Source organism: Nocardiopsis sp. NPDC101807 (assembly GCF_044766605.1).
GTDB classification, from domain to species: Bacteria; Actinomycetota; Actinomycetes; order Streptosporangiales; family Streptosporangiaceae; genus Nocardiopsis; species Nocardiopsis tropica.
Window position 1 is genome coordinate 584,251 of record NZ_JBIWMK010000001.1, and the last position, 20,249, is coordinate 604,499.

The window sequence follows — 20,249 nt, forward strand, 5'->3', positions numbered from 1 at the left end:
GACGCGGGGCGCCGCCCATGCGGACGCCCCGGTCGCCGTGAGGGTGTGGCGAGAACCGACACAGCCGAGGCCCCTCCGCCCGGGAGGGACGAGGGGCCGGGGCGCCCGTCCGCAGAACACGAACACGACCGCCTCCGCCCTCCGGCGGCACGGCGAAGGAAGCGAGAGCCGATGACCAGCCCGTCGAAGACGAACTGGCCGAGCCTGCGGGTCTCGGACTGGACCCCCACACGCGACACCCTGCACATGTGGACCCAGATCGTGGGCAAGATCCGCATGGCCCACGCTCCGCTGATCAACCACTGGTGGCAGGTGACCCTCTACGTCAGCCCGCGCGGGTTGACGACGTCGGCCGTCCCGTACCGCACGGGGGCCTTCGAGATCGAGTTCGACTTCGTCGGCCACCGGCTGGAGGTCCGCAGCAGCGACGGCGGCACGCAGAGCCTCCCGCTGCGGCCGATGCCGGTCGCCGAGTTCTACGCCCGGGTCCTGGACATGCTCGACCGGCTCGGGATCGAGGCGCCGATCCGGCCGCAGCCCAACGAGGTCGAGCCGGCGATCCCCTTCGCCGAGGACCACGAGCACGCCTCCTACGACGGCGAGGCGGCCACCCTGTTCTGGCGTCAGCTGCTGCAGGCGAACCGGGTGATCGGCGAGTTCCGGTCACACTTCGTCGGCAAGGTCAGCCCGGTGCACTTCTTCTGGGGGGCGATGGACCTGGCCTGCACCCGCTTCTCGGGGCGGTCGGCCCCGCCCCACCCGGGCGGAGCGCCCAACTGCGGGGACTGGGTCATGGTCGAGGGCTACTCCCGGGAACTGTCCAGCTGCGGGTTCTGGCCCGGCGGTGGCGAGGAAGGCGCCTTCTACTCCTACGCCTACCCCGGCCCGGAAGGGTTCGCCGATCAGCCGGTCGGCCCCGAGGGCGCGTACTTCAGCACCGAGTTCCAGCAGTTCCTGCTGCCGTACGAGGCCGTCCGCGCCGCGCCCGACCCCGACCACGCGGTCGCCGAGTTCCTCCGCACCACCTACGAAGCCGCCGCGGACCTCGGACGCTGGGACCGCCCCGCCCTGGAGGACGACCCCTTCCGGTGGCACAAGACCCCTGCGTCCCGAGGAGACGACGGTGTCCGACCGGGCCGGACCGCCGGCCCCCGCTGATAGGTCCCGCCCGCGTTCCAGGAGGTTCGGCGCGGACGGCCCGGAGAGCGGCCGCACGCACCGCCCCGCGGTGCCGCCCCCGGAGGAGGGGCGGCACCCGCCGTCCGCGGGGAGGCGGAGGACATGGCCCGCCGTCGACCGGCGGCGGGTCCACCGCGGGCTCTCGCCCCCTGAACCGGGCGGTCCCGAACCGCGGCGGCCCGGGGCACGGCGCCCACCGGCCGGCGGAGGGCCGCTCCACCGTCCTTCCAGCTCACGTGGATGAGACGTCAACTTCTTCGTTACACTGCGCCCATGAACGAGACGCCACGCTGGCTGGAGGCGGAGGAGAAGGCCGCTTGGGACAGCTTCATCCACATGCAGGAGACGCTCATCGGGCGGCTGTCCCGTCTCCTCCAGGCCGACTCCGGGATGTCCGCCTCCGACTACATCGTGCTCGTCAGCCTCACCGCGACGAGTGACGGGAAGCTGCGCCTCCTGGAGCTGGCCAACCTCGTGAACTGGGAGAAGAGCCGGATGTCCCACCAGGTCAGGCGGATGGCCGAGCGCGGGCTCGTGGCCAGGGAGGAATGCCCCGACGACGCCCGCGGAGCGTTCGTCGTCGCCACCCCGGCCGGTTACAAGGCGATCGAGGACGCCGCACCCCTGCACGTGGAGCACGTCCGGCGCCTGTTCGTCGACGCCCTGACCCCGAACCAGCTCAGCACGTTCGCCCGGCTCTCCCAGCGCGTCTCGGACCACATGGAGAAACAGCCGGACTGAGCGGGCGGCGCCGAGCCCCCGAGGGGACGGCCCTGCGCCCGCGAGGAGCCGCACCCCGCCCCCGGCACGCCCGGCGGCAGGGAACCGGGCGGCCCCGACGCGGCCGTGCGGACAGCACGTCCGGCGGGGCCGAGCAGGGATCGCCCGGCAGCGAGCGCCGTTTTTGTTGATGAATCAACTTAATTTCGAGTACGGTAGTTGACTGATCAACCGAATGACGACGACGCCGAAGCGGAGCGGCCACGCCCGGCGCCGCGGTCGTCAGGGCCGTCGACACAGCGACCACACGGAGATGGGTGCGATGCAGTTCGGGATCTTCACCGTCGGTGACATGACACAGGACCCCGCCACGGGCCGGACGCCGACCGAGCACGAGCGGATCAAGGCGATGGTCACCATCGCCCAGAAGGCCGAAGAGGTCGGGATGGACGTGTTCGCGACCGGCGAGCACCACAATCCGCCGTTCGTGCCCTCGTCCCCGACCACCATGCTCGGCTGGATCGCGGCGCGCACCGAGCGGATCATCCTGTCCACGGCCACCACCCTGATCACCACCAACGACCCGGTGAAGATCGCGGAGGACTACGCCATGCTCCAGCACCTGGCCGACGGGCGCGTGGACCTGATGACGGGCCGCGGCAACACCGGCCCGGTCTACCCCTGGTTCGGCAAGGACATCCGCCAGGGCATCGACCTCGCCATCGAGAACTACGCCCTCCTGCGCAAGCTCTGGCGCGAGGACGTCGTCGACTGGGAGGGCCGCTTCCGCACCCCGCTGCAGTCCTTCACCTCCACGCCGCGCCCGCTCGACGGCGTTCCCCCCTTCGTCTGGCACGGCTCCATCCGCTCGCCGGAGATAGCCGAACAGGCGGCCTACTACGGAGACGGCTTCTTCGCCAACAACATCTTCTGGCCCAGGAAGCACTTCCAGAAGCTGATCGGCCTCTACCGCAGGCGCTACGCCCACTACGGCCACGGCACCCCCGAACAGGCCGTCGTCGGCGTCGGCGGCCACGTCTTCATGCGGCCCAGCTCCCAGGACGCCGTACGGGAGTTCCGCCCCTACTTCGACCGCTCCCCCCAGATGGGCGGCGGACCGTCGCTGGAGCAGTACATGGACGAGACCCCGCTGACCGTCGGCAGCCCCCAGCAGGTCATCGACAAGACCCTCACCTTCCGTGAGAGCTTCGGCGACTACCAGCGCCAGCTGTTCAACGTCGACGGCGTCGGGGTCCCCCTGAAGACCGTGCTGGAGCAGCTCGACATCCTCGGCGAGGAGGTCGTGCCGGTCCTGAGGGAGGAGTTCTCCAAGAACCGGCCGGAACACGTGCCCGACGCGCCCACGCACGCCTCACTGCTCGCCGCCCGCGAGGCCGAGGAGGCCTCCGCGACAGCGGCGGGCTGAAGCGCGACGGCGAACCGGCGCGGCGGGTTCCCGTCCGCCCCGCCCGAGCCCGCCGGGGTGCCGGCGCCCGTCCCGCCCGAGCCGGGGCGCCGCCCCGTCCCCCACCGACCGAGCCGAACACCGTTCCCACCAGAGAGATCCGCCATGAGCGAGCCAAGAACCGACAGAACCGGAGCCGTCGTCCACGTCGCTCTGGACGAGACGCGCGCCGTCAGCGCCTACACCGTGAGGCTGGACGACGGCGCCCTCGCCGGACGCGCGGACTTCGTCGACCCGCCCGGGGCGCCCGGCGAGCGCGTCTTCTTCCACACCGAGGTCGCACCGGAGTTCGGCGGCCGGGGCCTGGCCGGACTGCTGGTGGCCGAGGCGCTGGCCGACAGCATCCGCAGGAACCTCACCGTCGTCCCCGTGTGCCCGCTCTTCGCCGGGCACCTGCGCAAGCACGGCGACGAGTACGCGGCCGAAGGCGGACGGGTCCGCCGGCCGAGGCCGGCCGACCTCGCCCTGGTCGAGGAGACGGTCAAGGGCAGGGGTGACGCATGAGCGCTGAGCGCCCCTACATCGACAAGGAGCACCCCGAGGTCTACGGGGCGATGCTCAAGGCGGCCGCGGCCTCCCGCTCAGCGGCACGGGAGGCCGGTCTGGGCGACGACACCCTCGAACTGATCAACCTCCGGGTGTCCCAGATCAACGGGTGTCCGACCTGCCTGGGGATCCACTCCTCCAAGGCGCGCAAGGCAGGCGTGGCGCAGAGCACCCTGGACGTGCTGCCGGCCTGGCGCGAGGTGGCGTCGTTCACCGAGGAGCAGAGGGCCGCGCTGGAGCTGGCGGAGTCCTTGACCGTGATCGATCCGACGATCGACCGACAGGCCCTCAACGCCCGTGCGGCGGCCCATCTGACCACCGCCCAGATCTCCGCGGTGGAGTGGACGACCACTCTCATCAACGCGTTCAACCGCATCTCGATCGCGAGCGGGCACCCGGTGCTCCGCCGGTAGGAGGAGGCGGTTCCCACCGCCGTGGCGGCCCACGGCCCCTCCAGGGCGCCACGGCGGTGGGAGACGGGCCTCTCCCACCGCCCGCCGGGAGGATCCCGGGGGACACGGGCGTCCGCCGTCCCCCACGACGTGGGACGACGGCCCGCGTCCCCCGGTTACAGCCCCGCTCCCGCCCCACCGGGAACGCAGCGAGGGGCCCACCTGATGGTGGACCCCTCATCGACCTGCTACTTCTCTGTCGGGACGGCGGGATTTGAACCCACGACCCCTTGACCCCCAGTCAAGTGCGCTACCAAACTGCGCTACGTCCCGGCCGCTGGGCGGGCGCCGTCTCCGGCCCCGCCGACGGAGAAGACTCTACCGCATCCGCCGGGACGTCCGCACCACGACGCCTCCCGCCCCGCGGGCGCTCCCCCGCCGGCGCCCGCGCGGCTCGGCCGGGACCACCGCCGCGCGCGGGGAGGGCAAGTTCGGTCAGGCGAACCCGGCGACGCCCGGAACATACTGGTCACATGACCGAGTCCACCTCCGGACGGGACCGTCTCCGGGAACTGCTCGACGCCGTCCTGGACGAGGAGAACCCTCGCCTCACCGACATGGCGGAGCACGCGTTCGCCTCCCCGTTCCACTTCACACGCCGTATGACCCGCGACACCGGGGAGGCCCCGGTCGCCCTCCGCCGCAGGGTCCTCCTGGAGCGCGCGGCCTGGCAGATCGGCCAGGGGAGCACCGTGACCGATGCCGCGTTCGCCGCGGGCTACCAGTCCGTCGAGGGCTTCATCCGCGCCTTCGGGCGCGCCTACGGGCACCCTCCCGGGGCCACCACGCCGGGGAGCACCACGTGGCTGCCCGCACCGAACGGCATCCACTTCCACCCCCCGATCCACCTGTGGATCGAGGAGAACCCGAAGAAGGACACCGGCATGGACGTCCTCGCCCTCCAGATCCACCACGACGTCGACGACACCGCCCACCTGCTCCGCCTCGCCGCGTCGCTCCCCGAGGAGGTCTACCGGGAGGTGCGCGCCCCCGGGAGCACCGTCCTGGCGTGGGACGGCCCCGAGGAGTCGATCGCGGCCGTCCTCGAACACCTGGTGCGGGCGAAGGAGATGTGGCTCGCCTCGATCGAGGCCGCCGACCAGCCCGAACGGGGTGCGGACGATCCCGCGGCGCTCCTCGAACGGCACGAGGACGCGGCGGCGCGGTGGATCGCGGCCGTCAACGACATCGGCCGCCGCGGCGCCTGGGGCGACCGCCTGGTGGACGCCCTGTGCGACCCGCCGGAGAGCTTCGTCATCGGCAGCGTCGTCGCCCACGTCCTGACCTTCTCCGCGCACCGCAGGCAGCTCGTCCGGCAGATGCTGCGCTCCGCGGGCCTGGAGGCGGACCACGGCGACCCCATCGAGTGGCTCCAGGGACGCCACCACGACAAGTAGGCCCGGACCCCCGGCCCCCGTGCACCGCCGGGGCGCGGGGACCGGCACGACGGCCGCCGCCCCGGGCGGCGGCACCACGGAGGAAGAACATGACCAGGACGATCTACAACACCGCGACCAGCCTCGACGGGTTCATCGCCACCGACGACCACTCCCTGGAGTGGCTGTTCGCCGCGGACTCGGGGGAGGCGAACACCGAGCACGCCGACTTCATGAAGAACGTGGGGGCGCTGGTCTCGGGCGCCCACACCTACGAGTGGATCCTGCGCCACGAGGGGGACGAGGCGTGGCCCTACGACATCCCCTCCTGGGTGCTCACCCACCGCGACCTGCCCCGCGTCGAGGGCGACCTGCGCTTCGCGAGCGCCGACAGCGACCGGGAGCTGCGGGACCTGCACGCGGAGATGGTCGGGGCCGCCGGCGGACGCGACGTGTGGGTGGTCGGCGGGGGCGGGATCGCCGGACGGTTCGCGGAGCTCGGACTGCTCGACGAGGTGATCGTGTCCATCGCGCCCGTCACCCTGGGATCGGGGGCTCCGCTCCTGGCCGGCCGGGTCGACCTCCGGGTCGTGGAGGTCCACCGCGCCGGGGACTTCGCCTGCGCCCGGTACGAGGTCGTCCGACCCCGGGCGCACTGACCCGAGAGGCCGGTGACGCGGGGGCGGGGTGGCCGCTGATCGCGGTGTGGAACCGGTGGTGACCGTGGTGGTGCGGACACCCGGTGAACGCCTGCGCGCGGACGCCCCGCCGGCCGGGGGCGCATGCGCCCCCGGCCGGGGACGGCTCGGCCTCAGCGGTCCGACCGCTCCTGCCGGTCGGCGTGGGCGCGGAACCAGTCGAGCATGAACCGGTGCGAGGCGATGCCGTAGTCGAGCGCCGCGCGCTGGTGGGCGACGATGTCGCGGTGCTCCTCGGCGACGTCCGTCGCGTCGAGGTGCCCGTCGAGGCGGGAGAGGGCCGCGAGGTCGGTCTCGATGCGCGCCGTGACGCGGCGCAGGACCGGCGCGCGTTCGCCCGGTTCCAGCAGTCCGAGGAAGAAGAGCCTGGACAGCGCCGCGGCCTCCAGGTCGGACCCGGTCGGCTCCCCCGTCATCCAGGCGCGGAACTCCTCGCGGCCGGCGTCGGTCACGCGGTACACCTTGCGGCCCCGGCCCCCGGGTTCGACGCTGGCGACCTCGATGGCCCCCCGGGCGAGCAGGGAGTCGAGCGCGCGCCTGATGCTGCCGGAGCTGGCGCTGTAGAAGAGCGCGACGCCGGCCTCGAACCCCTTGATGAGGTCGTAGAAGCTCTGCGGGGCGATCAGGAGCAGTCCGAGGATCACGTGGGCCATGGGGCGAGTGTAGACCCGTTGACTCTCATAGACATGTCTAATAGACATATAGAGACCCTCGGTCCCCCACCCGGCCCCGGACGCCGCAGGCACGGCGACGGGCCGCCCCCGGCACACCAGGAGCCCGCGTGACACCACCGCCCGCCACCACCCGCGCCCGGGACAACCGGGTGCGCCCCGGCGTCGACGACCGACTGACGCGCCTGCTGGAGGACCTCGTCGCGCGACCCGGCGTCCACCACGCCAACCTCGCCCTCGCGAGCGGCGACGGCGGACTGCGCTGGTCCGCCGCCTCCGGGCCCGCCGACGACCGACCTCAGCGCCCCGACACCCCGTTCTTCGTCGCGAGCGTCACCAAGCGGTTCATCGTCACCCTGGTGCTCCAGGCGCACGAGCGCGGCGAACTCGACCTGGACGCGCCGATCGTCCGGTACCTGCCCTCGGAGTCACGCACCGGGCTCCACGTCCTCCGGGGCACGGACCACACGTCCGCGATCACGGTCCGCCACCTGGCGAGCCACACGTCGGGGCTGCCCGACCACTTCGAGAGGCGCCGGGGCGGCCCGAGCCTGTACGAACACCTCGCCCGGGGCCGGGACCTGGCCTGGACGTTCGAGGACACGGTGCGGACCACGCGCGAACTGCAGCGCCCCCACTTCGCGCCGCAGGACCTCGCCGCGCCCCGACAGAGGGCCCGCTACTCCGACACCGGGTTCCAGCTGCTCATCCGCATCGTGGAGACGGTGACCGGCCGACCGTTCGCCGACCTGCTCACCGAACGCGTCCTCTCCCCGCTCGGCCTGGCCCGCACCTGGCTCCCGGGGCACCGCCCGCCGGACCCGGCGACCGCCGAGCCCTCGCCCCTCCACCGGGGGCGGCGCCCCGTCCGGCTGGACTCGCTGATCGCCTCCTCCAACGACCTGTTCAGCACCACCGCGGACCTCCTCGCCTTCCAGAGGGCGCTGCTCGGCGGAGAACTCCTCGGGGAGGCCCGCTCCCTGGCCGCGCTCACCGAGCGGCGCAACCGGCTGCGCAACATCCCCGTCCTCCGGTACGGCCTGGGCACCATGTTCTTCACCGTGGGCCGGCTCGCGTCCCCGGTGGGCCGCCCCGTCACCCTCGTGGGCCACTCGGGGACCACCGGGACGTGGCTCTTCCACTGCCCCGAACTGGACCTGCACCTGGCCGGAACCGTCGACCAGACCAGGGGGCAGGCCGTCCCCTTCCGGCTCATGGCGCGGCTCCTGAGGGCCTGGCACGCATGAGGGGCGCCCCGACGGACGGCATCCCGGCCCCCGAGCGGCGCCGTCCGGCGCGGCCCCCTCCACCGGAACGGGCCCGGCGCCGCAGCGGGGGCCCAGGCCCTCAGGCGCGTTCGGCGGCGTCCAGGTACCCGGCCGCCTCGGCGACCTCCTCCTCGTTGAAGACCGCGACGCCGTGGTCCCTCAGCAGCTGGGCCGTCACCCCCGCGCCCGCCAGCTTGCGCCCGCCGAAGGTCCCGTCGTACACCTGGCGTGACCCGCAGGACGGGCTGGACTCCTTGAGGACCGCCACCTCCACCCCGTGCTCCCGCACGGTGGCGAGGGCCGCGCGGGCGCCCCGCACGAAGTGCTCGGTCACGTCCGCGCCCTCGGGGGTGAGGATGCGCGCCCGACCGGCGAGCACGTCGGCCGCCGTCGCACCGGGCTCGATCTCCGCGGGCGGGCGGGGCACGGGCAGTCCGCCGGCGATCTCCGGGCAGTGCACCACGAGCCGCCCCTCCTCCCGCCAGCGCGCGACCCGGTCGTCCCCGATCGTCTTGGAACGCCCGTCGTAGCGCACTTTGCGCCCCATCAGGCAGGCGCTGACCAGTACCTTGCGCATGGGCCACCCCTCCGCTCTCCCCGCGCTGCCACGCTACCCCGGCCGCGACACGGCCGAACCGCACGAGTTGATCACGAAAAGTGACTAACCTGGTGCTTTGGGTGTCACTTGGGTGGACTCACCGAGGGGGAGACGTGAGCGAGTCACAGCCTCAGGGCCGGCAGACCCTGGAGACGGACCACAGGACGACCCGGAAGGCCGTCACCGCCGCCGCGATCGGCAACGCGACCGAATGGTACGACTTCGGCGTCTACAGCTACCTGGCCGTCACCATCGGCCTGGTGTTCTACCCGTCGCAGACCCAGGGCGTGCAGCTCATCGCCACCTTCACCACGTTCGCCGCCGCCTTCCTGGTCCGCCCCCTGGGCGGCCTGTTCTTCGGCCCCCTCGGGGACCGGATCGGCCGCAAGCAGGTCCTCGCCTTCACCATGCTGCTCATGGCCGTGAGCACCTTCTCCATCGGGCTCATCCCGTCGGCCGCCACGATCGGCGTCGCCGCGCCGGTCCTGCTGCTGGTCGCCCGCATGCTCCAGGGCTTCTCCACCGGCGGCGAGTACGGCGGCGCCACCACCTTCATCGCCGAGTACGCACCCGACCGGCGCCGCGGGTTCCTGTCCTCCTGGCTGGAGTTCGGCACGGTCAGCGGCTACGTCGGCGGCGCCGGCATCGTCACCCTGATGACCCTGGCGCTGGGGTCGGAGGGCATGCTCGCCTGGGGCTGGCGCATCCCTTTCCTGCTCGCCCTGCCGCTGGGCGGCATCGGCCTCTACCTGCGGCTCAAACTGGAGGAGACCCCGGTCTTCGACCAGAACACCGACGGCTTCGCCAAGGACGCCGAGGGCGGGCACCGCAAGGGCCAGCTCCGGGAGACGATCGTCGGCCAGTGGCGGACCATCCTCCTGTGCATCGGACTCGTGATGGTCTTCAACGTCAACAACTACATGGTGACCGCGTACATGCCCACCTACCTGGAGGCCGAGCTCGGCTACAGCCCCGCGCTCGCACTGGTCATGACCCTGGCCGCCATGGTGCTGATGCTGGTCGGGGTCACCCAGTTCGGGCGCCTCAGCGACCGGGTGGGGCGCAGGCCCGTCCTCGCCTCCGGGAGCCTCCTCTCGATCCTGCTGGCCCTGCCCGCGTTCTGGCTGCTGCAGCAGGCCGGCGTGTGGACCGTCGCCCTGGGCATGGCGGTGCTGGCGGTGACCCTGGTGCACTTCTCCGGCGCGGCCCCCTCCACCCTGCCCGCGTTCTTCCCCACCAAGGTGCGCTACGGCGCCCTGGCGATCAGCTTCAACGTGTCGGTGGCGCTGTTCGGCGGCACCACGCCGCTGATCGCGGAGTCACTCGTGCAGTCCACCGGGAACCTCTACTCCCCGGCCTGGCTGCTGATGATCGCGGGAGTGGTGGGACTCGTGGTGGTGTGGCGCATGGACGAGAGCGCGAACCGGCCGCTTCCGGGCGCGCCCGCCATGGAGGCCTCGGCCCGCACCGCGCGGGACGGCACCCGCCTGCCCTACCCGAGGCCGAGCGGGGAGTCGGGGAAGTTCGTCCCGCCGAGCAACGTGCGCCGGCTGCCCTCCGACTCCTGACCGCGCCCGGCCCGGCGGCGCTCCCGGGGACGCCCCGGCACACGGCGAGGGGGAGCCCCTCCGTCGGAGGGGCTCCCCCTGTGCGTGCGGGACGCCCGGCGGTCGCGGGCCCGGGACGGGCCGCGCGACACCGCTCAGCGGCGCCGGTGCTTGCGGTCCGGACGCACGCTGCCCTTGGAGGCACGGCCCGGCGTCGCACCCTTCTTCTCACGGATGCGCATGCTGATGTGCACCGGGGAGCCGTCGAACCCGAAGTCCTCCCGCAGGCGCCGCTCGATGAAACGGCGGTAGTTGTCCTCCAGGAACCCGGTGGTGAAGAGGACGAAGTGCGGCGGGCGCGAACCCGCCTGCGTCGCGAACAGGATCTTGGGCTGCTTGCCGCCGCGCACCGGCGGCGGGGTCGCGGCCACGAGGTCCTTGAGCCAGTTGTTCAGCTGACCGGTCGAGATGCGCTGGTTCCACCCCGCCAGGCTGGTCTCGATCGCCGGGACGAGCCGCTCCATGTGGCGGCCGGTCTTCGCCGAGACGTTGACGCGCGGCGCCCAGGAGACGCGCGCCAGCTGGCGGTCGATCTCCTTCTCCAGGTAGTTCCGGCGCTCCTCGTCGAGGATGTCCCACTTGTTGAACGCCAGGACCAGGCCGCGTCCGGCCTCCACGACCTGCTCCACGACCCGGATGTCCTGCTCGGCCAGCGGCTCGCTGACGTCCATCAGGACCACGGCGATCTCGGCCCGCTCCAGGGCGGTGCCCGTGCGCATGGTCGCGTAGTAGTCGGCGCCCTGCAGCGCCCGGAACCGGCGGCGGATACCGGCGGTGTCGATGAACTTCCAGGTCTTGCCGCCGAGGTCGATCAGCTCGTCGACCGCGTCGCGGGTCGTGCCCGCCACGGAGTCCACGACCACCCGGTCCTCACCGGCGAGGCGGTTGAGCAGGCTCGACTTGCCCACGTTGGGGCGTCCGAGCAGGGCGATGCGGGGAGGGCCGTCCTCGCCCTCGTCCTCGGTGTCGCCGACGAGCTGCTCGGGGAACGCCTCCACGACGGCGTCCAGCAGGTCGCCGGTGCCGCGCCCGTGCAGGGCGCTGATCGGGTAGGGCTGGTCGACGCCCAGCTGCCAGAGGGCGAGCGCGTCGGCCTCCTGCATGTTGCCGTCGACCTTGTTGGCGGCCAGGATCACGGGGCGCTTCGTGGCGCGCAGGACCCGGGTGACGGCCGCGTCGGCGTCGGTGACGCCCACGGTGGCGTCCACCACGAAGAGGATGACGTCGGCGGTCTGCGCGGCGTACTCGGCCTGGCGCGCCACCATGGCGGCCAGCCCGCTGACGCTGGTCTCCCAGCCGCCGGTGTCGACGAGCGTGAACTTGGTGTTCTGCCACTCGGCGTCGTAGGCCACCCGGTCGCGTGTCACGCCGGGCACGTCCTCGACCACGGCCTCACGGCGGCCGATGATGCGGTTGACCAGGCTGGACTTGCCCACGTTGGGGCGTCCCACCACAGCCACCACGGGGAGGGTCGCGGGTTCGGCGCCCTCCTGCCCCTCATGGCCGACGTCGGAGATGTCGAAGTCACTCATGTACTGCTCCCGGTTCTAGGTCCCCGCGCGCCCAGGATGCGTGCCGCGAGGATGCGAATGGTCGACCCGTCCCGGAAGATTCCGGGGCAGGCGTGTGCGCGCGGACGCCGACGGCGTCCGCGTACCGCCACGGGGGAGAACCCCCGCGGATGTCCGTGTGTTCCCCCGAAGGGGTGTCCGTGACCGGCCCCACCGTGCCGCGGGTCCGCCCCGCGGCCCCGCAGCGGCCCGCTAGCGGGCGCCGGCCTCGTCGGCCAGCTTGACGACGAGGGCGACCACCTCGTCCAGGGTCAGCCCGGTGGTGTCGAGCTCGATGGCGTCGGCGGTCTGCGTCAGGGGCGAGTGGGTCCGGCTGGAGTCCAGCTTGTCGCGCCGGGCCAGGTCGGCCTGGGTGGCGGCGACGTCGCTGGACCGGACCTCCTTGCTGCGCCGCTGGGCGCGGGCCTCCGGGCTCGCGGTCAGGAACAGCTTGACCGGGGCGTCGGGAGCGACCACGGTCGTGATGTCACGGCCCTCGACCACGATACCCGCACCGGCGGCACGGGCGGCGGCGATGACCTCGCGCTGCGTGCGCACCAGCAGCTCACGGGCCTCGGGCACGGCGGAGACCGCGCTGACGCTGCCCGTGACCTCCTTGCCGCGGATCTCGGCGGCCACGTCGCGACCGTCGACGGAGACCGAGGGCGCGTTGGGGTCGGTGCCCATGGTGATGACGGGGCGCCCGACGGCGGCGGCCACGGCCGCGGCGTCCTCGACGTCCACGCCGTTGTCGAGCATCCACCAGGTCAGCGCGCGGTACATCGCGCCGGTGTCGAGGTACCGCAGGTCCCGCGCCCTGGCCACGCCCCTGGACGTGCTCGACTTGCCCGACCCGGAGGGACCGTCGATCGCGATGACGATGCCCTCGGTGCTGTCCTGCGCGCTCACTGCCGTTGACTCCTGGTGACGTTCACTTGTGCCGACGCCCAAGCGTACCCGTGACAGCGGCCTGCTCTTGACTGGAATCGGCGGGTTCGTACGGCCACGGCCGCCCGGGGCCGGGGCGCCCCCGCCGGCGGGTCGAGCCGGAACCCGTCCCGGCGGTCCCGCGCCCCGGAAGGCCGCGGCTGCCCCGGCAGGGATCTCAGACGCCCGGGTGGACCGACCACCCGTCGGCCGTGAGCGCCCGCGCGAACGCGTCCACCGCCTCGGGCAACACGTACAGCTGCGCCACCCCCAGCGGCAGGCCCGGCGTGTGCTCGATGCGCACGTCCTCGATGTTGACCCCCGCGTCCGCCGCGGCGGCGAACAGGCGTCCCAGCGTGCCCGGCTCGTCGGGGATGACCACGGGCATCACCGTGTACTCGGGCAGGCGCACCGTGCCGTGCTTGCCGGGGATGCGGCCGTGACCCGACCTGCCCCGCTCCAGGAGGTCGCGCACCGGGGCGAGGGCCTGCGCCGGAGCGGGCCGGCCCACCCCGGACGCGTCGGCGGACGACCCGGCACGGGACGCCGTGCCCCCGTCCGCCCCGTCCGCCTCCCCCGTTGCCCCGTGCAGGGCGTCGGCGGTCGCGACGAGGTCGGCGGCCACCGCGTACAGCACCTCGGCGACCGGGGCCGCGTTGTGCGCGAGGATCTCCGTCCACATGGCGGGGTCGCCGCCCGCCACCCGGGTGACGTCCCGCACGCCCTGCCCCGCCAGGGAGAGGGCTGCGGTGTCGCCCGACACCAGGCGCGCGGCCACCGCCGACGAGGCCACGTGCGGGGCGTGCGAGACCAGCGCCACGGCGCGGTCGTGCGCCCCGGCGTCCAGCACCAGCGGATCGGCCCCGCACAGGCGCGCGAGCTCCGCCACCGCCGCGACGGTCTCCGGATCGGCCTTGCCCGTGGGGCACAGCGCCCACGAGCGGCCCAGGAACAGGTCGGCGCGGGCCGCCCCGGGCCCCTGCTTCTCCCGCCCGCCCATCGGGTGCCCGGGAACGAACGTGGCCATGTCGCAGCCCAGCCGCTCGGCCTCGGCGAGCACGCTCGCCTTCACACTCGCCACGTCCGTGTACACGTGGGCGAGCCCGCGGTCCTGGGCTCGGCGCAGCACCTGAGGGACGACGGCGGGCGGGGCGGCGACGACCGCCACGTCGGCGGGGGCCGCCGACGGGTCGGCGGTCTCGTCCAGGGGCCTGCCGGCGCCCAGGTCGCACGCCAGGCGCAGCGCCGCGGGGTCCGGGTCCGTCAGGGCGACGTCGACGTCGCGGGCGCGCAGCGCCAGGGCTATCGACGTGCCGATCAGCCCCGTCCCGATCACCGTGACCCGGCGCACCACGTCTCGGCGCCCCCCGCCCCCGGCCGTGCCGCTGGTGTCGCCCACTGCTCCCCCGCCTTCGATGTGTGCTGGTCCCCCAAGCCTACGACCTGCCGGGGAGCCGTTCCCCGCCTACTGCGCGATGTCCAGCCGCAGCGCCTGGGCGCCGCGCAGGTACACGTGCTGCAACTCGGCGCGCGGGCGGTCCGTCTCCACGTGCGCCATGAGGCGCACCACGCGCGGCAGCGCGTGCGGGACGGCGATCTCGGCCGCGCACATGAGCGGGACGTCGGTGAAGCCGATCTTGCGCGCCGCGAGCGCCGGGAACTCGCTCGTCAGGTCGGGGGTGGCGGTGAACAGGACGCTGATCACGTCGTCGGTCTGCAGGGCGTTGCGCCGCATCACCTCGGAGACCAGTTCGGCCGTGGCCTCCAGCACCTGATCGCGTTCGTCCGCGTCCACCTGCACCGCACCCCGGATGGCCCGTACCGCCACGTTCGATCCCGCCTTGTCGTCGTACTCGTCGTTCGCGTGCCGCCCCCGGAAGCGGGAGCGGCGGCCGCCGCCCGGGAGACCCGGGCCGACGACCGCCGTCAACTGTATCTACAGCAGCCCCTACAGACCGGCCGCGGAGTAGAGCTCACTGACCTCGCGAGAGGTCAGGGCCCGCATCGTGCCCAACTTGAGGGTGTTGAGGTCGATCGGACCGACCTGGGTGCGCGCGAGGTCGGCGACCGGGTGGCCGACGGCCTCCATGAGGCGCCGCACGATGTGCTTGCGGCCCTCGTGCAGCCGGATCTCGACGAGCGCCTTGGGGGGCTCGTTCTCGACCACGCGGAAGGAGTCGACCTCGACCGGACCGTCCTCCAGCTCGATGCCCTTCTGCACCTCGCGCACGACGCGGTGCGGGACCGGCCCCGGCACCTTCGCGATGTAGGTCTTGACGACCTTGTAGCGCGGGTGGGTGAGCCGGTTGGCGAGCTCGCCGTCGTTGGTCAGCAGGATGAGACCCTCGGTCTCGGTGTCCAGCCGGCCGACGTGGAAGATCCGCTCCTCGGTCTGACCGGTGTAGTCGGCCAGGGTGGGGCGGCCCTCCGGGTCCCACATGGTGCTGACGACGCCGCGCGGCTTGTTGAGCGCGAAGTACAGCTTGTCCGGGGCGGTCACGACGCGCATGCCGTCCACGCGGATCTCGGAGGCCTCGGGGTTGACCCGGGCTCCGAACCTGCGCACGACCTGCCCGTCCACGCTGACGCGTCCGGCGGCGATCATCTCCTCGCTGGCGCGCCTGCTGGCGACGCCGGCCGCGGCGAGCGCCTTCTGGAGCCGGATGCCGCCCTCGACGTCGGTGTAGGTGTCGCGGCCCTCCTCGGCGCGGTCCTCGTCCTTGGGGTCGAAGTCGGCACGCAGGGCGTTGAGGCGCTCGCGCGCCGCCTTCGACAGCTGGCTCTCGCTCTTGGGGCCGCCCGGCGTGCCCTCGCGCCCGCCCTGGGCGCGGCGCTCGTCGCGGGCCCGGCTCGCACGGTCACCGTGGGAGCGGCTCTCGCCGCGCCCCCGGTCGTCACGGCCGCCACGGTAGCCGCCGCGGTCGCCCTGGTAGCCGCCGGAACGGCTGTCGTCACGACCGCCGCGGAACTCACGGCGCTCACCCGAACCCCGGTTGTCCCGGTCGCCCCGGAAGCCACCGCGGCTGTCGCGATCGCCGCCGAAGGAACGGCGTCCGCCCGAACCCTGGCCGCCGCGGTCGTCACGACCGCCGCCGGGTCCGCGCCCGCCGCGCTCGAAGCGCCCGCCGCCGCGCTGGTCGTCGCGGCCGCGGTAACCGCCGCGGTCGCCCCCGGACCGGTTGTCCCGGTCGCCGCCGAAGGAGCGACGGTCCCCCGAACCCCGGTTGTCCCGGTCGCCCCGGAAGCCCCCGCGGCTGTCGCGGTCGCCCTGGTAGCCGCCGGAACGGCTGTCGTCACGACCGCCGCGGAACTCACGGCGCTCACCCGAACCCCGGTTGTCGCGGTCCCCGCCGAAGGAACGGCGGTCCCCCGAACCCTGGCCGCCACGGTAACCGCCGCGGTCGCCGCCGGACCGGTTGTCGCGGTCGCCCCCGAAGGAACGGCGCTCACCCGAACCCCGGTTGTCCCGGTCGCCCCGGAAGCCCCCGCGGCTGTCGCGGTCGCCGCCGAAGGAACGGCCCTCAGCGCGGTCGTCGCGGCCGCGGTAGCCACCGGACCGGTCGTCGTCACGGGCGCCGCGGTAGCCCCCGCGCTCGCCCTGGTGACCGCCGCGGCTGCGGTCGTCCCGGCCGCCGCGGAACTCGCGGCGCTCGCCCGGACCCCGGTTGTCGCGGTCGTCGCGACCACCGCGGTAACCGCCGCGGTCGCCGCCGGACCGGTTGTCCCGGTCCCCGCCGAAGGAACGGCGGTCCCCCGAACCCTGGCCGCCACGGTAACCGCCGCGGTCACCCTGGTAACCGCCGGAACGGCTGTCGTCACGACCGCCGCGGTAGCCGCCGCGGCTGTCCCGGTCGCCGCCGAAGGAACGGCCCTCTCCGCGGCCCCGGTCGTCGCGGCCCCGGTAGCCACCGCGGTCGCCGCCGGAGCGGCTGTCGCGGTCGCCGTAGGGGCGCCGGTCGTCGCGGCCCCGCGGGCCGCGCTCGTCACGCTGACCGCCCCGGGGGCGGTCGTCGCGGCGGCCGTGGCCGCCGCGGTTGTCGTAGTCGCCGCGCTCACCGCGCGGGGCGTCGTCCCGCGCACCGCGGGAACTTTCGTTAGGTGTGCTCACCGGTGTCGTCTAGACCTTCGATGTCGTCGGGGAGGAACGGCGCCAGATCAGGCAGCTCGTCGAGGCCTCGAAGGCCCAACCGTTCCAGGAAATAGGAGGTGGTCCGATACAGCTGCGCACCGGACTCTGCGTCGTGTCCGGCCTCTTCGATCAGGCCCCTCAGTACGAGGGTACGCATAACTCCGTCACAGTTGACACCGCGTACTGCGGAGACCCTGCCACGGGAGACCGGCTGCCGGTAGGCCACCACCGCCATCGTCTCCAGTGCGGCCTGCGTGAGCCGCACCTCCTGCCCCTCCCGGAGGAAGTGCTCGACGACGTCGGCGCATTCGGGGCGCGTGTACACACGCCACCCGTCGGCCACCGCCCTCAGGTCGAAACCCCGCCCCTGCTCGGTGTATTCCCGGGAGAGGTCCTCCAGGGCCGCGGAGACGACCGTGACGGGGGCGTCCAACGCCTTCGCCAGCTCGTACTCCGACACGGGCTGGTCGACCACCATGAGCACGGCCTCCAGGTCGCGCCGCAGGGTGGGCGGGACCCCGGCCCCGCCCACCCCGATCGTGTCCTCGCAGGTCACTTCCGCTCCTCCCCCGGTTCCACGGCGTCCGCCCCGTCGTACTCGCTCTCCAGTTCGACCTCGCCCTCACCGCCGGTCCAGGTGACCAGCAGCTCCCCCAGGGGCTCGGGCTGGTCGAAGCCCACACTGGACGCCCGGTACAGCTCCAGCAGGGCCAGGAACCGGGCGATGACCTCGAAGGTACCGGTACAGGCCGCCGTGAGCTCGGCGAAGGTCAGCCGCCCGTGCTCGCGCAGTTCGGCGACCATCAGCTCGCCCTGCTCCTTGACGGAGGTCTTGGTCTGGTGGATGTGGGTGACGGGCACGCTCGGCGCTTCCCTGGGCGTGAACACCAGTCCCGCCAGTGCCGCGAACTCCTGCGGGCCCAGCCGGAAGATCACCTCGGGCCTGAGCGCCGCGAACTGCTCCTCCAGGGGGACGGCGCGCGCGTAGCGACGCCCCTGGGAGGCCAGCCGGTCGCGCATGAACGAGGCGACCTCCTTGTAGGCCCGGTACTGGAGCAGCCGGGCGAACAGCAGGTCGCGGGCCTCCAGCAGGGCCAGGTCGGCCTCGTCCTCGACGTCGCCGCGCGGCAGCAGGCGGGCCGCCTTCAGGTCCAGGAGCGTCGCCGCGACCAGCAGGAAGTTGCTGGCCTGGTCCAGGTCCCAGTCGTCGCCGAACGTGCGGATGTGCGCGATGAACTCGTCGGTGACCTTCGACAGGGACACCTCGGTGATGTCCAGCTTGTGCTTGGAGATCAGCCCCAGGAGCAGGTCGAAGGGCCCCTCGAAGTTCTCCAGGTGCACCTGGAAGGCGTTCTCGTCCACCTCGGAGGTGTCCACCGGGCTCCGCTCAGCCGCCATGGCCGCGGCCCCACGTCGTCTCACTCATGCGAACAAGGGTGTCACCGGCCGGACCCCACCGGTGACACCCGCACCCTTTCCGTCGTCGAACCGGCACCCCCTCCGGTACCGGTACGCGTCCCGGCCGCCGCTCAGCCCTCGGTCAGACGGCGCACCAGCATGCTGGCCTGGCCGTTCTCCTCGAAGTCGGCCAACAGCACCGCGACGGCCTCACGGACCAGGCGGCCCCTGTCGGCCGACAGTCCGTGCTCCGCCCTCAGCGAGAGCCGGGTCTGCTCCAGGGCCAGCAGCTCCGGCCCGGAGATGTAGACGGTGATCTTCTCGTCGTGGCGCTGCCGCCCGCTCGGCTTGGGAGCCCCGAGCACCTTGGTGCCGGACGCGCCCCCCGACGTGCGACGCGGTGTCTCGTTCCTTCTGCCCTGCTCCGGTGCCGTGTGCTGGCGTTCGGTCTCTTCCGGCACCTCCTCGGTGCCGCTGGGGCGGAAGAACAGCTCGTCCGCCCCGGGTAGGGTCACGCGCCGTGACCGCTGAGAGGCCACCTCGCCAGCACCTCCTTGGCCAGGTCCCGATAGGCGTTGGCCCCGGCCGAGGTCGAGTCGAACCTGGTGATGGGCTCGCCCGCCACGGTGGCGTCCGGGAAGCGCACGGTGCGGTTGATGACCGTGCCGTAGACCTTGTCGCCGAACCCGTCGATGATCGTGGACAGCACCTCGCGCGCGTGGAGCGTGCGCGGGTCGTACATGGTGCCCAGGAACCCGTCGATGACGAGGTCCTCGTTGAGCCGCTCCTGGACCTTCTGGATCGTGTCCATGAGCAGCGCCACACCGCGCAGCGCGAAGAACTCGCACTCCAGCGGCACGATGACGCCGTCCGCCGCGGTGAGGGCGTTGACGGTGAGCAGACCCAGCGAGGGCTGGCAGTCGATCAGCACGACGTCGTAGTCGTTGATCACCGGGCGCAGCGCGCGGCCGAGCATCTGCTCGCGCGCCACCTCGCCCACCAGCTGCACCTCGGCCGCCGACAGGTCGATGTTGCTCGGGATCAGGTCCAGTCCGTCGACGTCCGTCTTGAGCAGGACGTCCTCGACCGTCACGTCCCGCTGCATGAGCAGGTTGTAGACGGTCAGGTCCAGCTCGCGCGGGTCCAGCCGGCCCAGCCCGACCGACAGGGCCCCCTGCGGGTCGAAGTCGACCAGCAGGACCCGTCTGCCGTACTCGGCGATGGCCGCGCCGAGGTTGATGGTGGTGGTGGTCTTCCCGACCCCGCCCTTTTGGTTACAGAGTGCTACAATCCGTGCCGGGCCGTGTTCGTCCAGCGGCTCTGGCTCCGGATACTTGTGTTCCGGTCTCTTGCTGTGCAGGTCGGCCCCCGTGTTGCGTGTCGTCCCCCAGGGGTTGGTCACCGGGTCGGCGAGTTCCCTCTCGCCGACGGGTGCGGTATGCGCAGCCACGTCGTCCTCCGCCCAGTTCACAACCCTTGACCTCCCCTACGGGCCGACCGGGCCCGAAGGTGCCACACCCCCTGCGCCCGGCGGCCGTCGGAAACTCAATATGTCGACAGCAACGTACCTCTGTGCGGCGACTCTAGATCGCCGACACGGCGCACTTCAACGAAACGCATGGGTAGAATCCCACGCCTTCGCCTCCGGGGGAAATCGGGCCGAGC

At 72.8% G+C, this 20,249-nt stretch carries 20 protein-coding genes and 1 tRNA gene; 9 read left to right on the top strand and 12 right to left on the bottom strand.

What is annotated here, in order from left to right:
* The first annotated feature begins 171 nt into the window (after window positions 1–171).
* From ACIRPH_RS02530 to ACIRPH_RS02550, 5 genes are all read left to right on the top strand, one after another.
* Window positions 172–1,158: a DUF5996 family protein gene (locus tag ACIRPH_RS02530; RefSeq protein WP_402908383.1), complete on the top strand. Its 987-nt coding sequence runs from the start codon at window positions 172–174 to the stop codon at window positions 1,156–1,158.
* A gap of 294 nt (window positions 1,159–1,452) precedes the next feature.
* The gene (locus ACIRPH_RS02535) at window positions 1,453–1,920 is read left to right on the top strand and encodes a MarR family winged helix-turn-helix transcriptional regulator (protein ID WP_402908385.1); all 468 of its coding nucleotides are present in this window, start codon (window positions 1,453–1,455) and stop codon (window positions 1,918–1,920) included.
* A gap of 301 nt (window positions 1,921–2,221) precedes the next feature.
* The gene (locus ACIRPH_RS02540; protein WP_402908387.1) at window positions 2,222–3,325 is read left to right on the top strand and encodes an LLM class flavin-dependent oxidoreductase; all 1,104 of its coding nucleotides are present in this window, start codon (window positions 2,222–2,224) and stop codon (window positions 3,323–3,325) included.
* A gap of 144 nt (window positions 3,326–3,469) precedes the next feature.
* Window positions 3,470–3,868: an N-acetyltransferase gene (locus ACIRPH_RS02545; protein ID WP_402908389.1), complete on the top strand. Its 399-nt coding sequence runs from the start codon at window positions 3,470–3,472 to the stop codon at window positions 3,866–3,868.
* The gene (locus ACIRPH_RS02550) at window positions 3,865–4,323 is read left to right on the top strand and encodes a carboxymuconolactone decarboxylase family protein (protein WP_402908391.1); all 459 of its coding nucleotides are present in this window, start codon (window positions 3,865–3,867) and stop codon (window positions 4,321–4,323) included. The genes ACIRPH_RS02545 and ACIRPH_RS02550 overlap by 4 nt, the downstream gene beginning before the upstream one ends.
* A 238-nt stretch (window positions 4,324–4,561) precedes the next feature.
* Here ACIRPH_RS02550 and ACIRPH_RS02555 read toward each other — a convergent pair.
* Window positions 4,562–4,635, bottom strand: a tRNA-Pro gene (locus tag ACIRPH_RS02555).
* A gap of 200 nt (window positions 4,636–4,835) precedes the next feature.
* Here ACIRPH_RS02555 and ACIRPH_RS02560 point away from each other — a divergent pair.
* Complete coding sequence (locus ACIRPH_RS02560) at window positions 4,836–5,759, top strand: helix-turn-helix domain-containing protein (protein ID WP_402908393.1); 924 nt, start codon at window positions 4,836–4,838, stop codon at window positions 5,757–5,759.
* Window positions 5,760–5,848: 89 nt separating this feature from the next.
* A complete protein-coding gene (locus tag ACIRPH_RS02565) occupies window positions 5,849–6,397 on the top strand; it encodes a dihydrofolate reductase family protein (RefSeq protein ID WP_402908395.1) in 549 nt (182 codons plus the stop codon).
* Window positions 6,398–6,549: 152 nt separating this feature from the next.
* Here ACIRPH_RS02565 and ACIRPH_RS02570 read toward each other — a convergent pair whose 3' ends face one another.
* A complete protein-coding gene (locus ACIRPH_RS02570) occupies window positions 6,550–7,089 on the bottom strand; it encodes a helix-turn-helix transcriptional regulator (protein ID WP_402908397.1) in 540 nt (179 codons plus the stop codon).
* 128 nt (window positions 7,090–7,217) lie between these two features.
* Between ACIRPH_RS02570 and ACIRPH_RS02575 the strand changes: the two genes are divergently transcribed.
* Window positions 7,218–8,354 carry a serine hydrolase domain-containing protein gene (locus ACIRPH_RS02575; protein WP_402908399.1) on the top strand — a complete coding sequence of 379 codons (1,137 nt, stop codon included), beginning with the start codon at window positions 7,218–7,220 and terminating at the stop codon, window positions 8,352–8,354.
* Between the two features lie 100 nt (window positions 8,355–8,454).
* On the opposite strand, the gene ACIRPH_RS02580 is transcribed toward ACIRPH_RS02575, so the two are convergent.
* Window positions 8,455–8,952 (bottom strand): DUF523 domain-containing protein, encoded by a 498-nt coding sequence (locus ACIRPH_RS02580; RefSeq protein WP_402908401.1) that lies wholly within the window; start codon window positions 8,950–8,952, stop codon window positions 8,455–8,457.
* 134 nt (window positions 8,953–9,086) lie between these two features.
* Here ACIRPH_RS02580 and ACIRPH_RS02585 point away from each other — a divergent pair, with 134 nt between their 5' ends.
* Window positions 9,087–10,541 (top strand): MFS transporter, encoded by a 1,455-nt coding sequence (locus ACIRPH_RS02585; protein ID WP_402908403.1) that lies wholly within the window; start codon window positions 9,087–9,089, stop codon window positions 10,539–10,541.
* Window positions 10,542–10,675: 134 nt separating this feature from the next.
* Here the strand turns inward: ACIRPH_RS02585 and der are convergent, their stop codons facing one another.
* From der to ACIRPH_RS02630, 9 genes are all read right to left on the bottom strand, one after another.
* Complete coding sequence (gene der, locus ACIRPH_RS02590; RefSeq protein WP_402908405.1) at window positions 10,676–12,112, bottom strand: ribosome biogenesis GTPase Der; 1,437 nt, start codon at window positions 12,110–12,112, stop codon at window positions 10,676–10,678.
* Window positions 12,113–12,343: 231 nt separating this feature from the next.
* Window positions 12,344–13,039, bottom strand: coding sequence for a (d)CMP kinase (cmk, locus tag ACIRPH_RS02595; RefSeq protein ID WP_402908407.1), 696 nt, complete (start codon window positions 13,037–13,039; stop codon window positions 12,344–12,346).
* 196 nt (window positions 13,040–13,235) lie between these two features.
* Window positions 13,236–14,456, bottom strand: a complete 1,221-nt coding sequence (locus tag ACIRPH_RS02600; protein WP_402908409.1) for a prephenate dehydrogenase — start codon at window positions 14,454–14,456, stop codon at window positions 13,236–13,238.
* Window positions 14,457–14,522: 66 nt separating this feature from the next.
* Window positions 14,523–14,885, bottom strand: coding sequence for a chorismate mutase (gene aroH / locus ACIRPH_RS02605; protein WP_402909473.1), 363 nt, complete (start codon window positions 14,883–14,885; stop codon window positions 14,523–14,525).
* Window positions 14,886–15,005: 120 nt separating this feature from the next.
* A complete protein-coding gene (locus tag ACIRPH_RS02610) occupies window positions 15,006–17,165 on the bottom strand; it encodes a pseudouridine synthase (protein WP_402908411.1) in 2,160 nt (719 codons plus the stop codon).
* Entirely contained in the window at window positions 17,152–17,742 is a 591-nt protein-coding gene (scpB, locus tag ACIRPH_RS02615) for an SMC-Scp complex subunit ScpB (RefSeq protein ID WP_402908413.1), read from the bottom strand. The genes ACIRPH_RS02610 and scpB overlap by 14 nt, the downstream gene beginning before the upstream one ends.
* Window positions 17,739–18,584, bottom strand: coding sequence for a segregation and condensation protein A (locus tag ACIRPH_RS02620; protein WP_402908415.1), 846 nt, complete (start codon window positions 18,582–18,584; stop codon window positions 17,739–17,741). The genes scpB and ACIRPH_RS02620 overlap by 4 nt, the downstream gene beginning before the upstream one ends.
* 131 nt (window positions 18,585–18,715) lie before the next feature.
* On the bottom strand, window positions 18,716–19,099 hold the full coding sequence (locus ACIRPH_RS02625; RefSeq protein ID WP_402908417.1) for a hypothetical protein: 384 nt from the start codon (window positions 19,097–19,099) through the stop codon (window positions 18,716–18,718).
* On the bottom strand, window positions 19,096–20,055 hold the full coding sequence (locus ACIRPH_RS02630; protein WP_402908419.1) for a ParA family protein: 960 nt from the start codon (window positions 20,053–20,055) through the stop codon (window positions 19,096–19,098). The genes ACIRPH_RS02625 and ACIRPH_RS02630 overlap by 4 nt, the downstream gene beginning before the upstream one ends.
* Window positions 20,056–20,249: the final 194 nt, after the last annotated feature.

Coding starts and splice junctions, on each gene's coding strand:
- ACIRPH_RS02530 (WP_402908383.1), top strand. CDS start 172: ATGACCAGCCCGTCGAAGACGAACTGGCCGAGCCTGCGGGTCTCGGAC.
- ACIRPH_RS02535 (WP_402908385.1), top strand. CDS start 1,453: ATGAACGAGACGCCACGCTGGCTGGAGGCGGAGGAGAAGGCCGCTTGG.
- ACIRPH_RS02540 (WP_402908387.1), top strand. CDS start 2,222: ATGCAGTTCGGGATCTTCACCGTCGGTGACATGACACAGGACCCCGCC.
- ACIRPH_RS02545 (WP_402908389.1), top strand. CDS start 3,470: ATGAGCGAGCCAAGAACCGACAGAACCGGAGCCGTCGTCCACGTCGCT.
- ACIRPH_RS02550 (WP_402908391.1), top strand. CDS start 3,865: ATGAGCGCTGAGCGCCCCTACATCGACAAGGAGCACCCCGAGGTCTAC.
- ACIRPH_RS02560 (WP_402908393.1), top strand. CDS start 4,836: ATGACCGAGTCCACCTCCGGACGGGACCGTCTCCGGGAACTGCTCGAC.
- ACIRPH_RS02565 (WP_402908395.1), top strand. CDS start 5,849: ATGACCAGGACGATCTACAACACCGCGACCAGCCTCGACGGGTTCATC.
- ACIRPH_RS02570 (WP_402908397.1), bottom strand. CDS start 7,089: ATGGCCCACGTGATCCTCGGACTGCTCCTGATCGCCCCGCAGAGCTTC.
- ACIRPH_RS02580 (WP_402908401.1), bottom strand. CDS start 8,952: ATGCGCAAGGTACTGGTCAGCGCCTGCCTGATGGGGCGCAAAGTGCGC.
- der (WP_402908405.1), bottom strand. CDS start 12,112: ATGAGTGACTTCGACATCTCCGACGTCGGCCATGAGGGGCAGGAGGGC.
- ACIRPH_RS02620 (WP_402908415.1), bottom strand. CDS start 18,584: ATGGCGGCTGAGCGGAGCCCGGTGGACACCTCCGAGGTGGACGAGAAC.